This window comes from Bacillus sp. JK74, from assembly GCF_053663395.1.
In genome coordinates this window covers 535,867-553,876 of sequence record NZ_JBSJQB010000003.1, presented here as the reverse complement: position 1 = coordinate 553,876, position 18,010 = coordinate 535,867, and the positions used below count along the sequence as shown (strand labels likewise).

General features: G+C 46.9%; 19 protein-coding genes. 5 read left to right on the top strand and 14 right to left on the bottom strand.

Features of this window, described 5'->3' with window-relative positions; genetic code table 11:
- Positions 1–141: 141 nt before the first annotated feature.
- On the top strand, positions 142–1,611 hold the full coding sequence (gene zwf, locus ACWJJ5_RS13085; RefSeq protein WP_053573216.1) for a glucose-6-phosphate dehydrogenase: 1,470 nt from the start codon (positions 142–144) through the stop codon (positions 1,609–1,611).
- 91 nt (positions 1,612–1,702) lie between these two features.
- Here zwf and gndA read toward each other — a convergent pair whose 3' ends face one another.
- Together gndA and ACWJJ5_RS13075 are read right to left on the bottom strand one after the other, a co-directional pair.
- Entirely contained in the window at positions 1,703–3,112 is a 1,410-nt protein-coding gene (gene gndA, locus ACWJJ5_RS13080; protein WP_003153241.1) for an NADP-dependent phosphogluconate dehydrogenase, read from the bottom strand.
- Between the two features lie 108 nt (positions 3,113–3,220).
- The gene (locus ACWJJ5_RS13075; protein WP_454022448.1) at positions 3,221–4,465 is read right to left on the bottom strand and encodes a DNA polymerase IV; all 1,245 of its coding nucleotides are present in this window, start codon (positions 4,463–4,465) and stop codon (positions 3,221–3,223) included.
- Positions 4,466–4,540: 75 nt separating this feature from the next.
- Between ACWJJ5_RS13075 and ACWJJ5_RS13070 the strand changes: the two genes are divergently transcribed.
- Together ACWJJ5_RS13070 and ACWJJ5_RS13065 are read left to right on the top strand one after the other, a co-directional pair.
- The gene (locus tag ACWJJ5_RS13070; protein ID WP_003153239.1) at positions 4,541–4,822 is read left to right on the top strand and encodes a hypothetical protein; all 282 of its coding nucleotides are present in this window, start codon (positions 4,541–4,543) and stop codon (positions 4,820–4,822) included.
- A 32-nt stretch (positions 4,823–4,854) separates the two neighbouring features.
- Complete coding sequence (locus ACWJJ5_RS13065; protein ID WP_454022447.1) at positions 4,855–5,691, top strand: membrane protein insertase YidC; 837 nt, start codon at positions 4,855–4,857, stop codon at positions 5,689–5,691.
- 119 nt (positions 5,692–5,810) lie between these two features.
- Here ACWJJ5_RS13065 and ACWJJ5_RS13060 read toward each other — a convergent pair whose 3' ends face one another.
- Genes ACWJJ5_RS13060 through mce form a run of 3 tightly spaced genes read right to left on the bottom strand, consistent with a single transcriptional unit; the run spans position 5,811 to position 8,881 of the window.
- Entirely contained in the window at positions 5,811–6,926 is a 1,116-nt protein-coding gene (locus tag ACWJJ5_RS13060; RefSeq protein WP_003153237.1) for a tripeptidase T, read from the bottom strand.
- A gap of 16 nt (positions 6,927–6,942) precedes the next feature.
- A complete protein-coding gene (locus tag ACWJJ5_RS13055) occupies positions 6,943–8,466 on the bottom strand; it encodes an acyl-CoA carboxylase subunit beta (protein WP_370649019.1) in 1,524 nt (507 codons plus the stop codon).
- On the bottom strand, positions 8,453–8,881 hold the full coding sequence (mce, locus tag ACWJJ5_RS13050) for a methylmalonyl-CoA epimerase (RefSeq protein WP_069473494.1): 429 nt from the start codon (positions 8,879–8,881) through the stop codon (positions 8,453–8,455). Before mce ends, ACWJJ5_RS13055 begins: the two co-directional genes overlap by 14 nt.
- 93 nt (positions 8,882–8,974) lie before the next feature.
- On the opposite strand from mce, the gene prli42 reads away from it, so the two are divergent.
- Positions 8,975–9,070: a stressosome-associated protein Prli42 gene (prli42, locus tag ACWJJ5_RS13045; protein WP_007408390.1), complete on the top strand. Its 96-nt coding sequence runs from the start codon at positions 8,975–8,977 to the stop codon at positions 9,068–9,070.
- 13 nt (positions 9,071–9,083) lie between these two features.
- Here the strand turns inward: prli42 and ACWJJ5_RS13040 are convergent, their stop codons facing one another.
- From ACWJJ5_RS13040 to brxB, 6 genes are all read right to left on the bottom strand, one after another.
- Entirely contained in the window at positions 9,084–9,614 is a 531-nt protein-coding gene (locus tag ACWJJ5_RS13040) for a L,D-transpeptidase (protein ID WP_003153233.1), read from the bottom strand.
- Positions 9,615–9,683: 69 nt separating this feature from the next.
- On the bottom strand, positions 9,684–10,637 hold the full coding sequence (locus tag ACWJJ5_RS13035; protein WP_003153231.1) for an aromatic acid exporter family protein: 954 nt from the start codon (positions 10,635–10,637) through the stop codon (positions 9,684–9,686).
- Positions 10,638–10,713: 76 nt separating this feature from the next.
- Positions 10,714–11,436, bottom strand: a complete 723-nt coding sequence (locus ACWJJ5_RS13030) for an amino acid ABC transporter ATP-binding protein (RefSeq protein ID WP_003153229.1) — start codon at positions 11,434–11,436, stop codon at positions 10,714–10,716.
- Positions 11,429–12,088 (bottom strand): amino acid ABC transporter permease, encoded by a 660-nt coding sequence (locus ACWJJ5_RS13025; RefSeq protein WP_069473495.1) that lies wholly within the window; start codon positions 12,086–12,088, stop codon positions 11,429–11,431. The genes ACWJJ5_RS13030 and ACWJJ5_RS13025 overlap by 8 nt, the downstream gene beginning before the upstream one ends.
- 61 nt (positions 12,089–12,149) lie before the next feature.
- Positions 12,150–12,917 carry a transporter substrate-binding domain-containing protein gene (locus ACWJJ5_RS13020; protein WP_003153224.1) on the bottom strand — a complete coding sequence of 256 codons (768 nt, stop codon included), beginning with the start codon at positions 12,915–12,917 and terminating at the stop codon, positions 12,150–12,152.
- Between the two features lie 243 nt (positions 12,918–13,160).
- On the bottom strand, positions 13,161–13,598 hold the full coding sequence (brxB, locus tag ACWJJ5_RS13015; RefSeq protein WP_003153223.1) for a bacilliredoxin BrxB: 438 nt from the start codon (positions 13,596–13,598) through the stop codon (positions 13,161–13,163).
- 177 nt (positions 13,599–13,775) lie between these two features.
- Here brxB and ACWJJ5_RS13010 point away from each other — a divergent pair, with 177 nt between their 5' ends.
- Positions 13,776–14,672 carry a YegS/Rv2252/BmrU family lipid kinase gene (locus ACWJJ5_RS13010; RefSeq protein WP_014418333.1) on the top strand — a complete coding sequence of 299 codons (897 nt, stop codon included), beginning with the start codon at positions 13,776–13,778 and terminating at the stop codon, positions 14,670–14,672.
- Between the two features lie 43 nt (positions 14,673–14,715).
- On the opposite strand, the gene ACWJJ5_RS13005 is transcribed toward ACWJJ5_RS13010, so the two are convergent.
- From ACWJJ5_RS13005 to ACWJJ5_RS12995, 3 genes are read right to left on the bottom strand one after another with little or no spacing between them, the layout of a single operon-like run.
- Positions 14,716–15,978: a dihydrolipoamide acetyltransferase family protein gene (locus tag ACWJJ5_RS13005; RefSeq protein WP_454022446.1), complete on the bottom strand. Its 1,263-nt coding sequence runs from the start codon at positions 15,976–15,978 to the stop codon at positions 14,716–14,718.
- Positions 15,979–15,999: 21 nt separating this feature from the next.
- Complete coding sequence (gene bfmBAB, locus ACWJJ5_RS13000; RefSeq protein ID WP_003153216.1) at positions 16,000–16,983, bottom strand: 3-methyl-2-oxobutanoate dehydrogenase subunit beta; 984 nt, start codon at positions 16,981–16,983, stop codon at positions 16,000–16,002.
- A gap of 12 nt (positions 16,984–16,995) precedes the next feature.
- Positions 16,996–17,988, bottom strand: coding sequence for a thiamine pyrophosphate-dependent dehydrogenase E1 component subunit alpha (locus tag ACWJJ5_RS12995; RefSeq protein WP_070082089.1), 993 nt, complete (start codon positions 17,986–17,988; stop codon positions 16,996–16,998).
- Between the last annotated feature and the right edge of the window lie 22 nt (positions 17,989–18,010).

The window sequence follows — 18,010 nt, the reverse complement described above, 5'->3', positions numbered from 1 at the left end:
GGCCTTCTCCGGCCTGATTAATTTTTTTCCGCAAACCGCAAAAAACAGGCTGAAATGTTTGCTTTCAATGAATTTTAGATTTAAAATGAAGGAAATATGCGGGGTTTTAAACCATGCTTCAGATAAAGTGAGGTACTCTAAGTGAAAACAAACGACAAACCAAAAGCAGTAATTGTAATATTTGGTGCCACAGGGGATTTGGCAAAACGAAAACTTTACCCATCCATTCACCGTTTATATAAAAATGGTCAAATTGGTGAAGAGTTTGCAGTTGTAGGTGTTGGAAGAAGACCTTGGTCAAACGAGGACCTCCGGGAAACGGTTAAAACGTCTGTTTCTTCTGCCGGGCAAAAAGACATAGACGATTTCACATCTCATTTTTATTACCATCCGTTTGATGTAACGAATCCGGGTTCCTATCAGGAGCTGAATGTCCTGCTGGATCAGCTTGAACATACATATGAAATCCCGAACAACAGAATGTTTTACTTGGCGATGGCTCCTGAGTTTTTCGGCACGATCGCAAAATCACTTAAAAACGAAGGTGTCACAGCGACAAATGGCTGGTCCCGTCTCGTCATTGAAAAACCGTTCGGCCATGATCTGCCGAGTGCGAAAGAGCTTAACAAAGAAATACGCGAAGCTTTCACGGAAGATCAAATTTACCGGATCGACCATTACTTAGGCAAACAAATGGTTCAAAATATCGAAGTCATCCGGTTTGCAAATGCGCTGTTTGAGCCGCTGTGGAATAACCGCTACATCTCAAACATCCAGATTACATCAAGTGAGGATCTCGGCGTTGAAGATCGCGCGAGATATTATGAAAAATCAGGCGCACTCCGTGATATGGTTCAAAACCATATTTTACAAATGGTCGCTCTCTTGGCAATGGAACCGCCGATTAAACTGAACACGGAAGAAATCCGCAGCGAAAAAGTGAAGGTGCTGAGAGCTCTCCGCCCTGTCGCTCCAAACGAAGTGAGTGACTTCTTCGTCCGCGGACAATACCAAGCGGGAAAGATTGACGGAAACGCTGTACCGAGCTATACAGATGAACAAAATGTAGCACCGGATTCCAATACGGAAACATTCGTGTCCGGAAAGCTGTTAATCGATAACTTCCGCTGGGCCGGCGTTCCGTTTTATATCCGCACAGGGAAACGGATGAAAGAAAAATCAACGAAAATCGTCGTTCAATTTAAAGACATTCCGATGAACCTTTATTACGGCAATGAAACGAATGTAAATCCGAACCTGCTTGTCATCCATATTCAGCCGGATGAAGGCATCACACTATATCTGAACGCTAAAAAATTAGGCGGAGCCGCTCATGCTCAGCCGATTAAGCTGGATTACTGCAGCAACTGCAGTGATGAAATGAACACACCGGAAGCCTATGAAAAATTAATCCATGACTGTCTGCTCGGTGATGCGACAAACTTTGCCCATTGGGACGAAGTGGCGCTTTCCTGGAATTTCGTCGATGCGATTTCCGAAACGTGGGCAGCCGACAAAACCCTTTCTCCGAATTATGAAGCCGGGTCAATGGGACCGAAAGCTTCGGACGATCTTCTTGAAAAAGACGGCCTCCACTGGTGGAATATATAAGAAAAAATTTAAAAACCGCGGCGCCGTTCATGACGGCCCGCGGTTTTTAATATCAGGAAAAGCCCCCGCAATCAATGCGGGGGCTTCTTCATTACTTCATCCATTCAGTATGGAAAATGCCTTCTTTATCTGTGCGTTCATACGTATGCGCGCCGAAGTAATCACGCTGCGCTTGAATCAAGTTTGCAGGAAGCACTGCTGTACGGTAGCTGTCGTAATACGCAAGTGCGCTTGAGAACGAAGGTACCGGCACGCCTTGGGCTACGGCAAGTGAAATCACTTGGCGAAGGGCGCCTTGGTAGCTTTCTGCAATGTTTTTGAAGTAGCTGTCTAACAGCAGGTTGTCAAGCTCCGGTTCACGGTCATATGCGTCTTTGATCTTTTGCAGGAACGCCGCGCGGATGATACAGCCGCCGCGGAAGATCATCGCGATTTCACCGTATTTCAGATCCCAGTTATATTCTTCAGACGCGGCTTTCATTTGGGCGAAGCCTTGTGCGTAAGAACAGATTTTACTCATGAAGAGCGCTTTTCTGACCGCTTCAATCAGCTCTTCTTTATTTTCAGTGACCGGCTTAACGTCTGGTCCGGACAGAAGGCCGCTTGCTTTCACACGCTCTTCTTTCATTGCGGAAATGAAACGCGCAAAAACAGATTCAGTGATAATCGGAAGCGGCACGCCTAAGTCAAGAGCGCTTTGGCTTGTCCATTTACCCGTTCCTTTTTGGCCAGCTTTATCAAGGATGACGTCAACAAGCGGTTTGCCCGTTTCTTCATCTTTTTTAGTGAAAATATCAGCCGTGATTTCGATCAGATAGCTGTCAAGCTCTCCTTTGTTCCACTCAGCGAATACTTCGTGAAGCTCTTCGGCAGACAATCCGAGCACCTGTTTCAGAATGAAATATGACTCAGAGATCAGCTGCATGTCACCGTATTCGATACCGTTGTGCACCATTTTTACATAGTGCCCCGCTCCGTCCGGGCCGATGTATGTCGTACAAGCTTCTCCGTCCACTTTAGCAGAAATGGCTTCTAAAATCGGTTTTACGAGTTCGTGCGCTTCCTTTTGGCCGCCCGGCATAATAGAAGGCCCTTTCAGCGCCCCCTCTTCACCGCCTGATACACCCGTTCCGATAAAGTGAATGCCGCTTTCGGCAAGCTCTTTGTTCCGGCGCTGTGTATCTTTATAGTATGTATTTCCGCCGTCAATCAAAATATCGTCTTTTTCCAGATGAGGAAGAAGAGATTGAATCGTCGCATCCGTTGCAGTTCCCGCTTTAACCATTAATAAAATTTTACGGGGTGTTTCAAGAGACTGGACAAACTCCTCAATGCTGTATGTACCGACAACATTTTTGCCTTTTGCCTCTTCTAAAAACTCTTCCGTTTTGCTGCTTGATCTGTTGTATACAGACACAGAAAATCCCCGGCTTTCGATGTTAAGAGCCAGATTTTTACCCATTACCGCAAGACCGATAACTCCGATTTGTTGTTTTGACATATTCTAACGTCCCTTCTTCAAACGTTTAACCATTTTAAAATTTAAATTAAAATAAAATGATATTTATACTAAAGAAATTATCATACATAACCCCTTTTTTCAAGTTATTCACCTTTTCTTTTCATCCTTAAAAAAGTCTCTGTTAAAGCTCGTTCCCCTTGTTTTGCTTTCTTCTTTTTTTATAACGGCGCCTTTTCTGATCAGGTTTTGGCCGTACTTTTCATTCAGCTCGTTCATCATCTGAAAAATCGGCTCATCCTTTGCGTCCTCCTTGAATGAAAACAGATCAAGCTGTTTATACGCCTGCTGTTTTTCAACCAGTTCCGTCCCGGTGATGCCGAGAAGCCTTACCGGATTTTGGTTCCAGTGCTTGTCAAACAGTTCCATCGCCGCTTCCATGATGTCTTTTTTCTGATCAGCCGGATTGCTGAGGGTCATGCTTCTTGTGACCGTTTTCCAATCCGCATACCGAATCATGATGAACAGCCGGCAGGCCATGACCTCCTTACGCTGGAGCCGTTCGCTCACAGACAGCGCAAGCCGGTCAAACACGCCCGTTAATTCATCCCAGTCAGCCGAATCATGCGACAGGGTGGATGAGTTGCCGACGCTTTTAAATTCATAAATCCGCTCGGGATTGACTTCTGCAGGATGGATGCCGTTCGCTTTATCCTTCAGCCTCGGGCCGTTTATGCCGAGAAGCGTTTTCAGCGCATGTTCATCTCCTTTTGCCAAATCACCGATCGTTTTGATGCCGAGCGTTTTTATTTTTTCCGCAGTTTTCGTTCCTATACCGTGCATCTCTTCTATCGGAAGAGGCCATAAGACGTCCGGCAGCTCTCTTTTTCTTAAAATGGTGATGCCGAGCGGTTTTTTCATGTCAGACGCCATTTTAGCGAGAAATTTATTCGGGGCGATGCCGATGCTTGACGGAAGCAAAAGCTCTTTTTGCAGTCTCGCCTGAATGTCTTCGGCTGTCTCATACGCCCTGTGTCGGTGCGGTGTGTCCGTAATATCCATGTATCCTTCATCAATAGAAACAGGCTCGACTAAATCCGTATACTCCCTCAGAATGCTGAACATTTCTTTTGACGAACTCCGGTAGCGGTCAAAATTCGGAGGCACGACGATGAGTTCCGGACAGAGGCGTTTTGCCCGCCACACCGGCATGGTGGTCTTTACGCCCCGCGCTCTCGCTTCGTAGCTGCAGGTGACGATGATTCCTTTCCGTTCCTTCACGTTTCCGGCAACGGCGATAGGTTTTCCTCTTAAAGACGGATCATACGCCATTTCTACAGAGGCATAAAAACTGTTCATATCGATATGAAATATAATTCTCCCTTTTCCGGCCACTCCCGGCGCCTCCTTTCCTTACATAGACAACCTTATATATATGTAGTAAAATAAGAGCTGAATGGATGTGATAAAATGATTCTTGAGTCAATGAATGACTTTTTATTTTTAGTCGATTTTTTCACAATTATTCTTCCCGCTCTGACCGCGATCGGCATCGCTTTTCTTTTGCGTGAGCGCCGCGCAGGCGAGCATTGGAGAACGAAACGAATAGATGAACATCAAGCAGTCGTTCAGCTGAACCGAACAGACTTTCTTATTATTATATATCATCGCATTACAACTTGGATACGTAAAGTCATCCGCATGAATTCACCGGCGAATGATGATGAAGATGTCAGCTTCCTCCTTTTATAACGGCAAGTGAAGATAAAAAGGAGGAGACATAATTGTCTAAAACATATCAAAAATGGATTGCATTCGGATTGTTTTTTATCGTACTGTGCACAGGCCGCTCGGCTTTTGCCGCGACATCTCAGACTCAGACGGGAGGCCTCGGGAATATCGGTTTTTTCCACGATTACCTGATCGAGCCGTTTTCGGCACTTTTAAAAGGGGTGGCGGGCCTGTTCCACGGTGAGTACGGACTGTCGATTATTCTGGTGACGATTATCGTCCGGATCGTTGTATTGCCTTTGTTTGTGAACCAATTTAAGAAACAGCGGGTGTTCCAGGAAAAAATGGCTGTGATCAAACCGCAGGTCGACAGCATCCAGGCTAAAATAAAACAAACGAAAGATGCGGAAAAACAAAAAGAACTGCAAATGGAAATGATGAAGCTTTACCGTGAGCACAATCTGAATCCGATGGCAATGGGATGTCTTCCGATGCTGGTGCAATTCCCGATTTTGATCGGTTTTTATTACGCCATCCGCTCAACGCCGGAAATTGCTTCACACTCATTTCTGTGGTTCAGCTTAGGGCATTCTGATATTCTTGTATCACTGTGCGCGGGGGCCATGTATTTCTTACAGGCTTATATTTCCCACAAATTAAACCAGAAATATTCACCGGCTGCTCAAAATCCGGCCGCGATGCAGTCAGCAAAAATCATGGTCTTTATTTTCCCTGTCATGATGACCGTTTTTTCGCTTAACGTACCGGCTGCGCTGCCGCTTTACTGGTTTACAAGCGGACTGTTTTTGACAGTGCAGAACGTACTTTTACAGCAGACGCATCATAAAAAGAAACAGGCTGCGGCTCAGGCGGAGCCCGCCAAATCATAATACTGAAACCCTGCCGGAACCTATCCGGCAGGGTTTTTTTCTTGTATCTGCAAAGCTTTAAGCCAATTATCTTATCATGAAGAATGAAAAAAGCACCCAATCAACTGGGTGCTTCGTTTTTAGTTGGCCGCTGTTTCGATAATGGCAACGACCATTTCCGCCGTTTTGACGAGCTCTTCAATCGGCATTTTTTCATTTTTCGTATGGATTTGTTCATAGCCTACTGACAGGTTGACTGTCGGAATGCCGTGGCCGGCAATGACGTTTGCGTCACTTCCGCCGCCGCTTGTCTGAAGTTCGCTCGGACGGCCGATTTTTGCCGCCGCTTTTTTCGCGACTTCCACAACCTGATCGCCGTCCTGATATTTGAAACCCGGATACATGACCGCGATGTCCACTTCCGCGCGGCCTCCCATCTCAGCTGCAGCAGATTCGAAAGCTTCTTTCATTTTCTGCACTTGCGCCTCCATTTTTTCAGGCACTAATGAACGCGCTTCAGCCAGAATATCAACCTGGTCGCAGACGATATTGGTTTGCGTGCCGCCTTCGAAACGTCCGATATTAGCCGTTGTTTCTTTATCAATACGGCCGAGCGGCATTTTAGAGATTGCTTTTGATGCGATGGTAATCGCGGAGATGCCTTTTTCCGGTTCCACTCCCGCATGAGCCGTTTTCCCGAAAATGGTTGCTCTCACTTTCGCTTGTGTCGGCGCGGCTACAATAATGTTGCCGACTTTTCCGTCTGAATCAAGCGCAAAACCGTATTTCGCGGTAATGTCTGAACGATCCATTGCTTTTGCCCCGACTAATCCCGATTCTTCTCCGGCCGTGATAATGAATTCAATGGTGCCGTGCTCGATGTTTTGTTCTTTCAGCACTTTAATGGCTTCAAACATTGCGGCAAGACCCGTCTTATCATCAGCGCCGAGAATCGTCGTGCCGTCGGATTTTACATAGCCGTCTTCCACAATCGGCTTAACGCCTTTGCCCGGAACAACCGTGTCCATGTGCGAAGTGAAATAAATCGTATCCGCATCTTTTGTGCCCTTTAACGTACAGATTAAGTTGCCGGCTCCATGCCCGGTCACTTCTTTTGTATCATCTTCTTTTACGCTCAATCCTAAATCAGTGAATTTTTGTTTGAGCACCTTGCTGATTTCCGCTTCATGTTTTGTCTCTGAATCAATTTGAACGAGTTCAAGAAATTCTTCAAGCAGACGTTTTTCGTTTACCATTTTCAGTTCCCTCCGTTTAAAGCGGTATATTACCGTGCTTTTTTTTCGGTCTTTCCTCTTCCTTATGCGCAAGCATGTCAAATGCCTGAATCAATTTTTTCCTCGAGTCTTCCGGCCGGATGATATCATCCACCATTCCGCAGGCCGCCGCTTTATACGGACCGGCGTTTTCCTTTTCGTATATGGCTTTTTTTTCGCGCTTCGTCTTCTCCGGGTCGCCAGAAGCCTGTATGTCTTTGCTGTATAAAATCGACGCCGCGCCTTCCGCTCCCATCACGGCGATTTCCGCATTGGGCCAGGCGAATACAAGATCTGCCCCGAGCCCTTTCGAATTCATGGCAACATAGGCGCCTCCGTAAGCTTTTCTGATGATGAGCGTCACTTTCGGCACCGCCGCTTCGGCAAAAGCATACAGCAATTTTGCTCCGTGACGGATGATTCCCGCATGTTCCTGCTGAAGGCCCGGAAGAAATCCCGGAACATCAGCGATCGTCAATAGCGGAATATGAAACGCGTCGCAAAAACGGATGAATCTCGACGCTTTGTCAGCGGCATCAATCGTGAGGCTCCCCGCCAAGTGTTTCGGCTGGTTTGCGACAACACCGACTGTACGCCGTCCGAGTTTCAGAAAACCGACAGCAATGTTTTTGGCAAAATACGGCTGAATGTCAAAAAACGTTCCGTCATCCGCCAGCTCTTTTATTACCTGTAACACATCGTAAGGTTTCGAACTGTCCGCGGGAACGAGGGTGTTTAATAACGGTCTGGCGTCTTCCTTTTTAACGGGTAATGCCGTCTGTCCGCCGTGCGGGAGATAAGAAAGCAGGGTTTTCACAGCGGAAAGTGCCTCTTTTTCCGTTCGTGCGGAATAGTGGGCATTTCCGCTTATCACATTATGTATTCCCGCACCGCCTAAACTTTCCGCGTCAATCTGTTCACCCGTCACCTGTTCAATGACTTTCGGGCCTGTAATAAACATGTGCGACGTATGTTCCGCCATAATCACAAAATCCGTCAAAGCGGGTGAATAAACAGCACCGCCGGCACAGGGCCCAAGGATGACAGAAATTTGCGGAATCACTCCCGAGTAAAGGACGTTGCGCCTAAAGATATGACCGTATCCATTTAATGATACCACACCCTCTTGAATTCTCGCACCACCTGAGTCGTTCAGCCCGATGATCGGGGTTTTGTTTTTCGCCGCCAGATCCATTACCGCCGCGATTTTTTCCGCATGTGTCTCGCCGAGCGTCCCGCCGAGTACGGTAAAGTCATGGGCAAACAAATACACGGGCCGTCCGTCAATTGTGCCGTATCCGGTAACAACGCCGTCTCCCGGAGCATTCTGGCACCCGGGCGTGCGGCTTTTGGCAAACGGCTGCAGCTCTGAAAAACTGTCTTCGTCCAATAGATAGTCAATTCTTTCTCTTGCCGTCAGCTTGCCTTTTTTGTGCTGTTTTTCATTTTTTTCCGCTCCGCCGCCGTTTGTTAAAAAGGAACGTCTTTCGTTTAAGTGTCTGATATGATCACTCATGCTCATCTTGAGTTTCTCCTTTTTCAATTGTTTCACAAAGCTCAATCAGGACCCCGTTCGCCTCTTTTGGAGAGAGAAATGCGATCTTCTTCCCGCCCGCTCCGTTTTGCGGTTCATGATGAATCAAGGTCATGCGGCATGATTCAAGCTCCTTGATCGTTTCCTTCATATCGGCGCAGCGGAATGCCAAATGATGCAGCCCTTCGCCTCTTTTCTGTAAAAAAGAGCTGACGGGAGACGCGTCCGACAGCGGCTCAATCAGCTCAAGCTTTGTGCCTCCCGCTTCTAAAAAAGCAACTCTCACATTTTGGCCGTTTACCAGCTCGTCTCCCATATACGTAAGCCCGAGCATCCGTTCGTAAAATCCTCTCGCGGCTTCAATAGAGCTGACGGCAATGCCGACATGATCAAGTTTTTTCATAGCGCGGCCACCTGCTTTCCGCCATAGGATATGGCTTGTTCATACAAGCAAAACACGTTAAAATGGTAGACAGTAATCTTAAGGAGTGAAACAATGTCTCAAAAATTTATGAAAAGCGCCGTCATCGTCATTTTGGGCGTATTTATACTTTCAACCCTCCTCTCAGGCATTATGATGTATTTGCGGTAAAAAAGCAGGCGCCTCATTGCAAGGGGGTTTCCTGCTTTTTTATGAGGGCTTTCCGCTCTATTGCAATGTCCTCGAATGAGCGGTTTTCTTTTGTAATCAATACTTTCGTTCCGGGAGGGATAATCCGGAAAATACGGATGACATCCCGGTTTTTCATACGGATGCAGCCGTTTGATACAAACCCCCCGATCAGCTCTTCTCTGTTTGTTCCGTGAATGCCGTATATTCTGCCGTCGGTGCCTTTCGCATCAAAACCGATCCAGCGGACGCCGAGCGGGTTTTCCGGCGCGCCTCCCTCTACATTTTTCTTCCGGTAATACGGATTGACGGCTTTGACCGTTACCGTAAATTCTCCTTCAGGCGTCAAATCATCCGTTTTTCCCGTCGCTACCTGATAAATGCCTTCTATTCGGTTATCCTTCACAACAGCAAGCGCGTTTGTGGCTTTATTGACGATAATATAAGGGTCACCCGGCAAAGGGTTCGCGCCAAGCGGCCAAAGCGGAGACAGCAGCAGGGCGGCTGACAATAAAAAAAATCGCATGGGCTCCCCTCCTTTTTTCATTAGAATGACCAATGAAAGGAGGACTCATGCGATTGATCCATATGTTTTTTACAGCTTGATGCCTTTGAAATAACTTTTAATCACGAGATATTGTTCCATCTCACCGAGGAGGTGGAACAAAGCCGCCCGCGCTTCAAACTCCTCGCGCGTTGCCGGGAGCGGCATTTCTTCAAATTCCGTTCTCATTTCTGCAAGTCTTTTTAAAAATTTATGAGCGGTATTGCCGGGATGAATGGCTTCCCTTAATTCATGGATGAAATGGGCGATTATTTTTCCCTGCTCCACCGTTATTGAAATAGAGGTAATCTTCGGCAGCAGCCGTTCAATGATTTCAAATTGTTTCTGTCTCATCTTAAAATAATGATAGTAGAGATTTTCATGGCGCAAAATATGATTCTGCACGTCCCGATAGGCGAGGTTTTTCGCCTCTTGAATCATCTGATGCGTCTCCGGTATTTCCTTCCCCGTCCAATCTTGCTCACCAGTTAACAAATACCGTTCGATTTCGGCGAAGATGACGGAAAAGTTGTCCTCGATTTTTTTCCTGTACGCCGCGAGTTTTCTGTCGAGGCTCGGCATATACAGATTCATTAACAGCGCGACGCCGATACCTACGGTGATCAGCTGGAACTCATTCCAGATAAACGCCATCGTAATGCCGCCGGACATATATAAATGAAGAATGATTACTGAACTGGTGACGATCCCTTCATTTATTTTTAAAACGACTGTAGTCGGAATGAACAGCACCAGCAATATTCCGATCGCAAACGGATAATAGCCGATCAGTCCGAAAAAGACATATGAGAAGACGATCGCCAATAAACAGGCGGCAAATCGGGCCCACGAGGCCTGAAGCGACCGCTTTTGCGTAATCTGGATGCACAATATGGTGATGATTCCTGCGGATGCGAAGTTTTGCAGATGCAACAGCTGGGCTAAATAAATGGCCAGCGCCGTTCCAAGTGCGGTCTTTAGTGTCCGGTAACCGATTTTAAACATTGCTTGCTCCATTCTGTTTGTTTCTTTCTCAAAAAAAAGAAGAAGAGCATTCTTCTTCTTTTCTTACAGTTATATTTTATAATATTTTTTCTAAAAAGTCCTGTGCTCTTTTTGACTTCGGAGAAAGAAAAAATTCTTCCGGCTGACCGTCTTCCACGATCGTCCCTTCATCCATAAATAATACGCGGTCTGCGACTTCTTTGGCAAATCCCATTTCGTGCGTTACGATCACCATTGTCATGCCCGTCTGCGCGAGCTCTTTCATCACCTCAAGAACTTCTTTGACCATTTCCGGGTCAAGAGCCGAGGTCGGTTCATCAAACAGCATGATGTCAGGATTCATGGCAAGCGCCCGCGCGATGGCGACCCGCTGCTTCTGTCCGCCTGACAAACGGTTCGGATAGTCGTTCCGTTTGTCAAGCAGTCCGACTTTTTCAAGGAGAGCGCATGCCTTTTCCTCCGCCTCCTTTTTAGACTCTTTCTTCACGCTGACCGGCGCGTATGTGATATTTTCAAGCACCGTTTTATGAGGAAACAAATGAAAATGCTGAAATACCATGCCGATATTTTCCCGCACTTTCAGTTTATTCGTTTTAGCTGCGGTGATTTCGTTTTCTTTAATGGCAATCGTTCCGCCGCTCGGGGTTTCCAGCAGATTTAAGCAGCGCAGAAACGTTGATTTGCCGGAACCGGAAGGGCCGATGACAGCGACGACTTCCCCTTCTTCGATCTGTGTTGAAATGTTTTTCAGTACTTCATGTTTCCCGAATGATTTTGACAGGTTATCGACCTTAATCATTGGCTTTCAGCTTCCTTTCTACGCCTTTTCCGATGAATGCTAAGATCAAAACGAGCACGTAATAGATTAAGCCCGCCACAATAAGAGGTTCTAAATAGTTGTATGTTGCGGCGCCGGACTGGTAGGCCCGTCTCATAATGTCTCCGAGACCGATTACCGTGACGATCGCCGATTCTTTCGTCAAGGTGATTAATTCGTTAATAATAGCCGGAGAAATGTTTTTAAACGCCTGCGGCAGCAGCAGATCTTTCATCATTTTTCCGTACGGCACGCCGAGAGCGACGGCAGCCTCTTTTTGTCCTTTGTCAATTGCGTTGATTCCCGCTCTGATAATTTCAGAGACGTAAGCGGCTGAATTGAGCGATAATGCGGTGACCGCCGCCCAAAATTGATCGATCTGAAAGCCGAGAAGCTGCGGCATACCGAAATAGATGATCATCAGCTGCAGCACGAGCGGCGTGCCGCGGAATATCGAAGTATAAAAATCCGCAATCCATTTCAGCGGACTGATCATGCTGATTTTAAATAAGCTGAGCACGATTCCTAATACAAGACCGATGACCGCTGAAACGAGCACAATTTTTAATGTGACCGCAAGGCCTTCCAATATAAAAGGAATTTGGGGGATTGTCGCTGAGAAATCCAAATTCATACGTGTGATCTCCTTTGTCTTTATTCAAGATAAAAAGCTCAACGAAAAGTTGAGCTTTCTTTTATTTCTCGTTGGTGAACCATTTTTTCTTCAGTTTTTCGATTTCTCCGTTTTTCTCCATTTCTTTCAGCGCTTTGTTAAACTTCGCTGTCAGATCACTGTCTTTACGGAACGCAATCGCGGAGCCCGATTCGTCTGATTTCGCATCTGCTGACGCAAAGCCCTGCAGATCGTTATTTGAACTGAAATAGCCTTGTGCTACGATGTCTTCGATAATCGCGGCATCAAAACGCCCGGATTTGATCTCTTCCGTTAAGTCTGAGATCCGGTTGCGGTCTTCGAGCTGAAAACCGTATTTCGAAGCGAGCTTCTTGCCTTTTTCCTCTTGAATGGAGCCGAGCTGAACACCGACGGTTTTGCCTTTCAGATCATTCAGGGATTTAATGCTGCTTCCCTTTTTCGTAACGATCATATTGTTAGCAGTATAATAAATATCAGAAAAATCAACTTGCTTTTTCCGTTCCGGCGTAGGTGTCATTCCAGATAAAATCATATCTACCTGCTTGGACTTTAAGGCTGTAATCAGGCTGTTGAAGTCCATGTCCTGCACCTCAACGTCATAGCCGGTCTTTTTGCCCAGAGCTTTTGCCAGATCAACGTCAAACCCGGTGATCTGATCGCCGTCTTTATATTCAAATGGTTTATAGTCAGCCGATGTACCCATAATCAGCTTGTTCTTTCCGCCCTCTGAGCCTGAATTGCCTGATCCGCAGGCGGACAGCGCAAAGGTGATACATGCGGCAGCTAATACCAACAGCCATTTCTTCATGATTCATTTCCCCCATATCTACTGATCTCTTAAATTTGAATATTTATTCGTTAACTTGTATTTTAAACACTTTTTAATTGTGATGCAATACTATTTTTGAAAAATGTATTTTCCTTTCTGTGTTTATTATAGTCATTGTTTTTCCGATTAGTGACAGCTGAATGCCGGCGTATAAATATTTATATTTATACAGATTCCATATAAAAAACCCCGGAAGCGCTCGGCTCCGGGGTTTTCTTTCACTTATACTTCTTCACAATATTCTTCAAATGCTTCCTGCAGTTTTGTGACGACGGCCATCGGCTCATGGCCTTCAATTTCATGGCGTTCCACCATTTTCATGATTTTCCCGTCTTTTAAAATGGCAAATGACGGAGAGGACGGCGGATAGCCTTCAAAGTATTCTCTCGCTTTGGCTGTCGCTTCTTTATCCTGTCCGGCAAATACCGTCACAAGCTGATCCGGGCGTTTATCGTAATGTACGGAATGGTACGCGGCAGGCCGTGCAATACCGCCTGCGCATCCGCACACAGAGTTGACCATAACGAGTGTCGTTCCTTTTTTCGAAAGCGCTTCGTCCACTTCCTCAGCGGTTTTCAGCTCTGTATACCCGGCGGCCGTGATTTCCTGGCGGGCTTGACGCACAACATCATTCATAAATAAATTAAAATCCATATTCAACTGGGACCTCTCCTTTTTGATCATCTCTTCTTATGATAGCAAGGAACCTCCCTATCGGCAAATGACACCGCTCATATCCAATTGTTTTTGTCCCTTTTATGTACCCGATGTAAGTTTATGACCTTTTAAAAACGGGAAACTTGTTAAAGAGATTGTCTGAAATAAAGGAGCAGTCGTATGAGCCAACGGAAAGCAGTATTAATTTATAACGGAAACGCCGGTCAAAAACAGATTGATAAAACGCTCGGCACGGTCGTCCCCATTTTGGCCCAGTCAGCTGACGAACTTTTGATTAAACCGACCAAACATCAGGATGATGCCCGTCAGTATTGTGAAAACCTCGACAGTTCAGTTGACCATTTATATATTTTAGGCGGAGACGGCACTGTGCATCAATGCATCAACAGCATCAGCAAACTTGATCACAGGCCCGCTGTCGGCATTTTGCCGGGAGGAACGTGCAACGATTTCTCACGGGCGCTCGGCATCCCGCAAAACCTTCAAAAGGCCGCTGAAGCGCTCGCGGCCGGACATAAACGGATGATTGACGTCTGTAAAACGGATGACGGCTATTTTCTGAACTTCTGGGGCATCGGATTGATCACCGAAGCATCAAGCCATATCAATGAAACTGAAAAAGCATGGCTCGGTAAAATCAGCTACTTCACGAGCGCCTTGCGAACGATGACAAGCGCGAACCCGTTTCCTGTCAAATTGACGATTGACGGCGAGGTGAAAGAAGACGAAGCCGTAATGGTGCTTGTCATGAACGGGCATTATATCGGGACAAACAGAGTTCCCCTGCCTGATGCCAGCCTCCGGGACGGCTTAGCCGATGTGTTAATCTGCCGCAACACAAGCCTTGCCGCGTTGCGGGAGCTGATGACGATGGAGCAGGGTTCATTTGATGATTTCAAAGGGGAGCTGTCCTATATTCAGGCCTCCAGGATTGAAATCGAAACCGGACGTGAAATGGACGCGGATACAGATGGCGAGGTATACGGAACAACGCCTTGTACGATCGAAGTGAAAAAACATCATCTCACTATGCTTGTTCCCGAGGACTCACAATGAAAATAAAAAAGCTCCTTTTGCCGCCCGGGCAAAAGGAGTTTTTTTAATAGACTGACGTATGTTCATCAATGTTTTCTAAGATCTCTTTGACGCGTCCGAGGAATCGGCCGCATACGAGCCCGTCAAGCACTCTGTGATCTAAAGACAGGCAAAGATTAACCATATCACGCACTGCGATCATCCCGTTATTCATGACAACCGGACGTTTGACGATTGATTCTACCTGAAGAATGGCCGCCTGCGGATGGTTGATAATGCCCATAGATTGAACTGAGCCGAAAGATCCCGTGTTATTGACGGTAAATGTGCCGCCCTGCATATCTTCCGCGGTAAGTTTTCCGTTTCTCACTTTTTTCGCAAGGTCCGTTATTTCTCTGGCTATGCCTTTAATCGTTTTTTCATCAGCATGCTTAATAACCGGAACAAACAGCGAATCTTCCGTGGCAACGGCAATGGAGATGTTGATGTCTTTCTTTTGGACGATTTTGTCTCCCGCCCACATGCTGTTCATCTGCGGGAACTCTTTGAGAGCCTGCGCCGCCGCTTTCACAAAGAAAGCGAAAAATGTTAAATTGAAGCCTTCTTTCTGTTTAAATGAGTCTTTTATGCTGTTTCTGTACGCCGTCATGTTCGTGACGTCGACTTCCATCATCGTCCAGGCGTGCGGAATTTCTGTTTTGCTTTTATGCATATTGGCGGCGATGGCTTTTCTGACGCCTGTAACCGGAATTTCAATATCACCGGCTGACAGAGCTGGAGCCAGCGCTTGTTTTTGCTGTTGTTTCGGCGCTTGTTGCGTTGTTTGAACGGCAGCCGGCGCCGGTGCTTCCGACTTCTGCTGCATTCCCGAATCAATGATCTTTTGAATGTCTTTTCGCGTAATTCTTCCGCCTGCACCCGTTCCTTCAACTTCTTCGAGCTGAATGCCGTGTTCTCCTGCTAATCTGAGCACGGCCGGTGAATAACGCGCTTTATTTGACTGATCTTTACCTTGACGGTTTGCATCGGTGTCTGAAGGGGTATTCTGCTCTTCTTCCCGCTTCGGCGCCTCTTCGGTTTCCGTTTCTTCCGTTTCAATTTTGCAGATGATCTCGCCGACTGTAAGAGTCTGGCCTTCTTCTCCTACAAGTTCTGTAATCGTACCGGTAAAAGAAGACGGCACCTCCGCATTCACTTTATCCGTCATGACCTCCGCAATGGGGTCATATTTATTCACTTGATCACCGGGGGATACCAGCCACTTACTGATCGTCCCTTCCGTCACGCTCTCTCCGAGCTGAGGCATAGCCATTTGTTCAATCGCCATGTCAAAAACCTCCTTACGTCTTTAAAACTCCGCTAATTCTCTCATCGCGGCTTCCGCTTTGTCAGGATTCATCATGAAGTATTTTTCCATTGTCGGCGCATAAGGCATTGCCGGAACATCAGGACCTGCAAGCCGCTTGATCGGCGCGTCTAAATCAAATAAGCAGTTTTCAGAAATAATGGCGGCGACCTCGCTCATAATACCGCCTTCTTTCGTATCTTCTGTGATCAGCAATACTTTTCCGGTTTTAGACGCAGCTTCAATGATGGCTTCTTTATCTAACGGATAAACCGTACGCAAATCTAATACGTGCGCGGAAATTCCGTCTTTTTCAAGACGCTCGGCAGCCTGCAGAGCGAAATGGACGCATAATCCGTACGTAATGACAGTAATGTCGCTGCCTTCGCGTTTTACATCCGCCTTTCCGATCGGAAGGACGTAATCATCCGCAGGGACTTCGCCTTTAATCAGACGGTACGCCCTCTTATGTTCGAAAAACAGCACCGGATCTTCGTCACGGACTGCGGCTTTCAACAGCCCTTTTGCGTCATAAGGAGTTGAAGGCATGACAATTTTAAGACCCGGCTGGTTGGCAAAAATGGCCTCCACAGATTGGGAATGATACAACGCGCCGTGCACGCCGCCGCCGTAAGGCGCTCTGATGACCATCGGACAGCTCCAATCATTGTTTGAACGGTAGCGTATTTTGGCCGCTTCTGAAATGATTTGGTTGACCGCAGGCAGAATGAAATCGGCAAACTGCATCTCGGCAATCGGGCGCATGCCGTACATCGCGGCGCCGATCCCGACACCGGCAATCGCTGATTCCGCAAGCGGCGTATCCATCACCCGCTCTTCTCCGAACTGTTCATAGAGACCCGCCGTGGCTTTAAACACGCCGCCTTTTCTCCCGACATCTTCCCCGAGGACAAATACGCGCGGATCTCTTTCCATTTCTTCTTTCATTGCTGCATTAATACTGTCAATATAAGACATTACAGACATAAGTATTCCTCCCTACTTCGCATAAACGTGATCAAGCGTTGATTCAGGAGATGCGTATGGCGCTTTCTCCGCTTCGTCTGTCGCTTCGTTTACGATAGCCATGATGTCATCCAGCATGGTCTTTTCTTCTTCTTCACCTAGAAGCCCGGCTTCTTGCAAGTATGCTTTGTATAAAAGAAGCGGATCCTGTTTCTTTGCTTCTTCTACTTCTTCGCGTTCTCTGTAGCTGCTGTCGTCGTCATCACTGGAATGGGGCGTCAACCGGTAGGAAACCGTTTCTATTAATGTAGGACCTTCGCCTTTAGATGCCCGTTCGCGCGCTTCTTTCACGGCCCGGTAAACTTCCAGCAGGTCGTTTCCGTCAACTGTGACTCCCGGCATGCCGTAGCCTGCCGCCCGGTCGGAAATATTTTCGCACGCCACCTGTTTGTCATACGGAACAGAAATAGCATACTTATTGTTTTCACACATGAAAATGACCGGCAATTTATACACGGCGGCAAAGTTTGCCCCTTCGTGAAAATCCCCCTGGTTGGAAGATCCTTCTCCAAAGGTAACGAAAGAGACGATATCCTTTTTATCCATGCGTCCCGCAAGCGCGATTCCGACTGCATGAGGCACCTGCGTTGTCACAGGGGATGAGCCCGTTACGATTCTGTTTTCCTTTTGCCCGAAGTGGCCCGGCATCTGCCTTCCGCCTGAGTTCGGGTCAGCCGCTTTCGCAAAACCGGACATCATCAAGTCCTTTGCAGTCATACCGAATGCAAGCACAACTCCCATATCTCTGTAGTAAGGAAGCACATAGTCGGTATCACGGTTTAAAGCATAGGCCGCGCCTACTTGAGCCGCTTCCTGTCCTTGACATGAAACAACGAACGGAATTTTGCCCGAGCGGTTTAAGAGCCACATTCTTTCGTCGATTTTTCTGGCTAACAGCATGGTTCTATACATTTCAACGGCTTCTTCGTCAGAGAGCCCTAATGCTTGATGGCGGTTTGTAGTCATTCAAACCCCTCCTTCTTTCCTT

What these genes read in the sequence shown, in the direction of transcription:
- ACWJJ5_RS13030 (WP_003153229.1), bottom strand. Translation starts at nt 11,436, where the DNA reads ATGATTAAGGTCGATAACCTGTCAAAATCATTCGGGAAACATGAAGTA.
- ACWJJ5_RS13005 (WP_454022446.1), bottom strand. Translation starts at nt 15,978, where the DNA reads ATGGCGATTGAACAAATGGCTATGCCTCAGCTCGGAGAGAGCGTGACG.
- mce (WP_069473494.1), bottom strand. Translation starts at nt 8,881, where the DNA reads ATGAAAAAACTTGATCATGTCGGCATTGCCGTCAGCTCTATTGAAGCC.
- ACWJJ5_RS13060 (WP_003153237.1), bottom strand. Translation starts at nt 6,926, where the DNA reads ATGGTAAACGAAAAACGTCTGCTTGAAGAATTTCTTGAACTCGTTCAA.
- prli42 (WP_007408390.1), top strand. Translation starts at nt 8,975, where the DNA reads ATGTCTCAAAAATTTATGAAAAGCGCCGTCATCGTCATTTTGGGCGTA.
- ACWJJ5_RS13040 (WP_003153233.1), bottom strand. Translation starts at nt 9,614, where the DNA reads ATGCGATTTTTTTTATTGTCAGCCGCCCTGCTGCTGTCTCCGCTTTGG.
- bfmBAB (WP_003153216.1), bottom strand. Translation starts at nt 16,983, where the DNA reads ATGTCTGTAATGTCTTATATTGACAGTATTAATGCAGCAATGAAAGAA.
- gndA (WP_003153241.1), bottom strand. Translation starts at nt 3,112, where the DNA reads ATGTCAAAACAACAAATCGGAGTTATCGGTCTTGCGGTAATGGGTAAA.
- ACWJJ5_RS13020 (WP_003153224.1), bottom strand. Translation starts at nt 12,917, where the DNA reads ATGAAGAAATGGCTGTTGGTATTAGCTGCCGCATGTATCACCTTTGCG.
- ACWJJ5_RS13070 (WP_003153239.1), top strand. Translation starts at nt 4,541, where the DNA reads ATGATTCTTGAGTCAATGAATGACTTTTTATTTTTAGTCGATTTTTTC.
- ACWJJ5_RS13010 (WP_014418333.1), top strand. Translation starts at nt 13,776, where the DNA reads ATGAGCCAACGGAAAGCAGTATTAATTTATAACGGAAACGCCGGTCAA.
- ACWJJ5_RS13035 (WP_003153231.1), bottom strand. Translation starts at nt 10,637, where the DNA reads ATGTTTAAAATCGGTTACCGGACACTAAAGACCGCACTTGGAACGGCG.
- ACWJJ5_RS13025 (WP_069473495.1), bottom strand. Translation starts at nt 12,088, where the DNA reads ATGAATTTGGATTTCTCAGCGACAATCCCCCAAATTCCTTTTATATTG.
- ACWJJ5_RS12995 (WP_070082089.1), bottom strand. Translation starts at nt 17,988, where the DNA reads ATGACTACAAACCGCCATCAAGCATTAGGGCTCTCTGACGAAGAAGCC.
- ACWJJ5_RS13055 (WP_370649019.1), bottom strand. Translation starts at nt 8,466, where the DNA reads ATGAGCATGAGTGATCATATCAGACACTTAAACGAAAGACGTTCCTTT.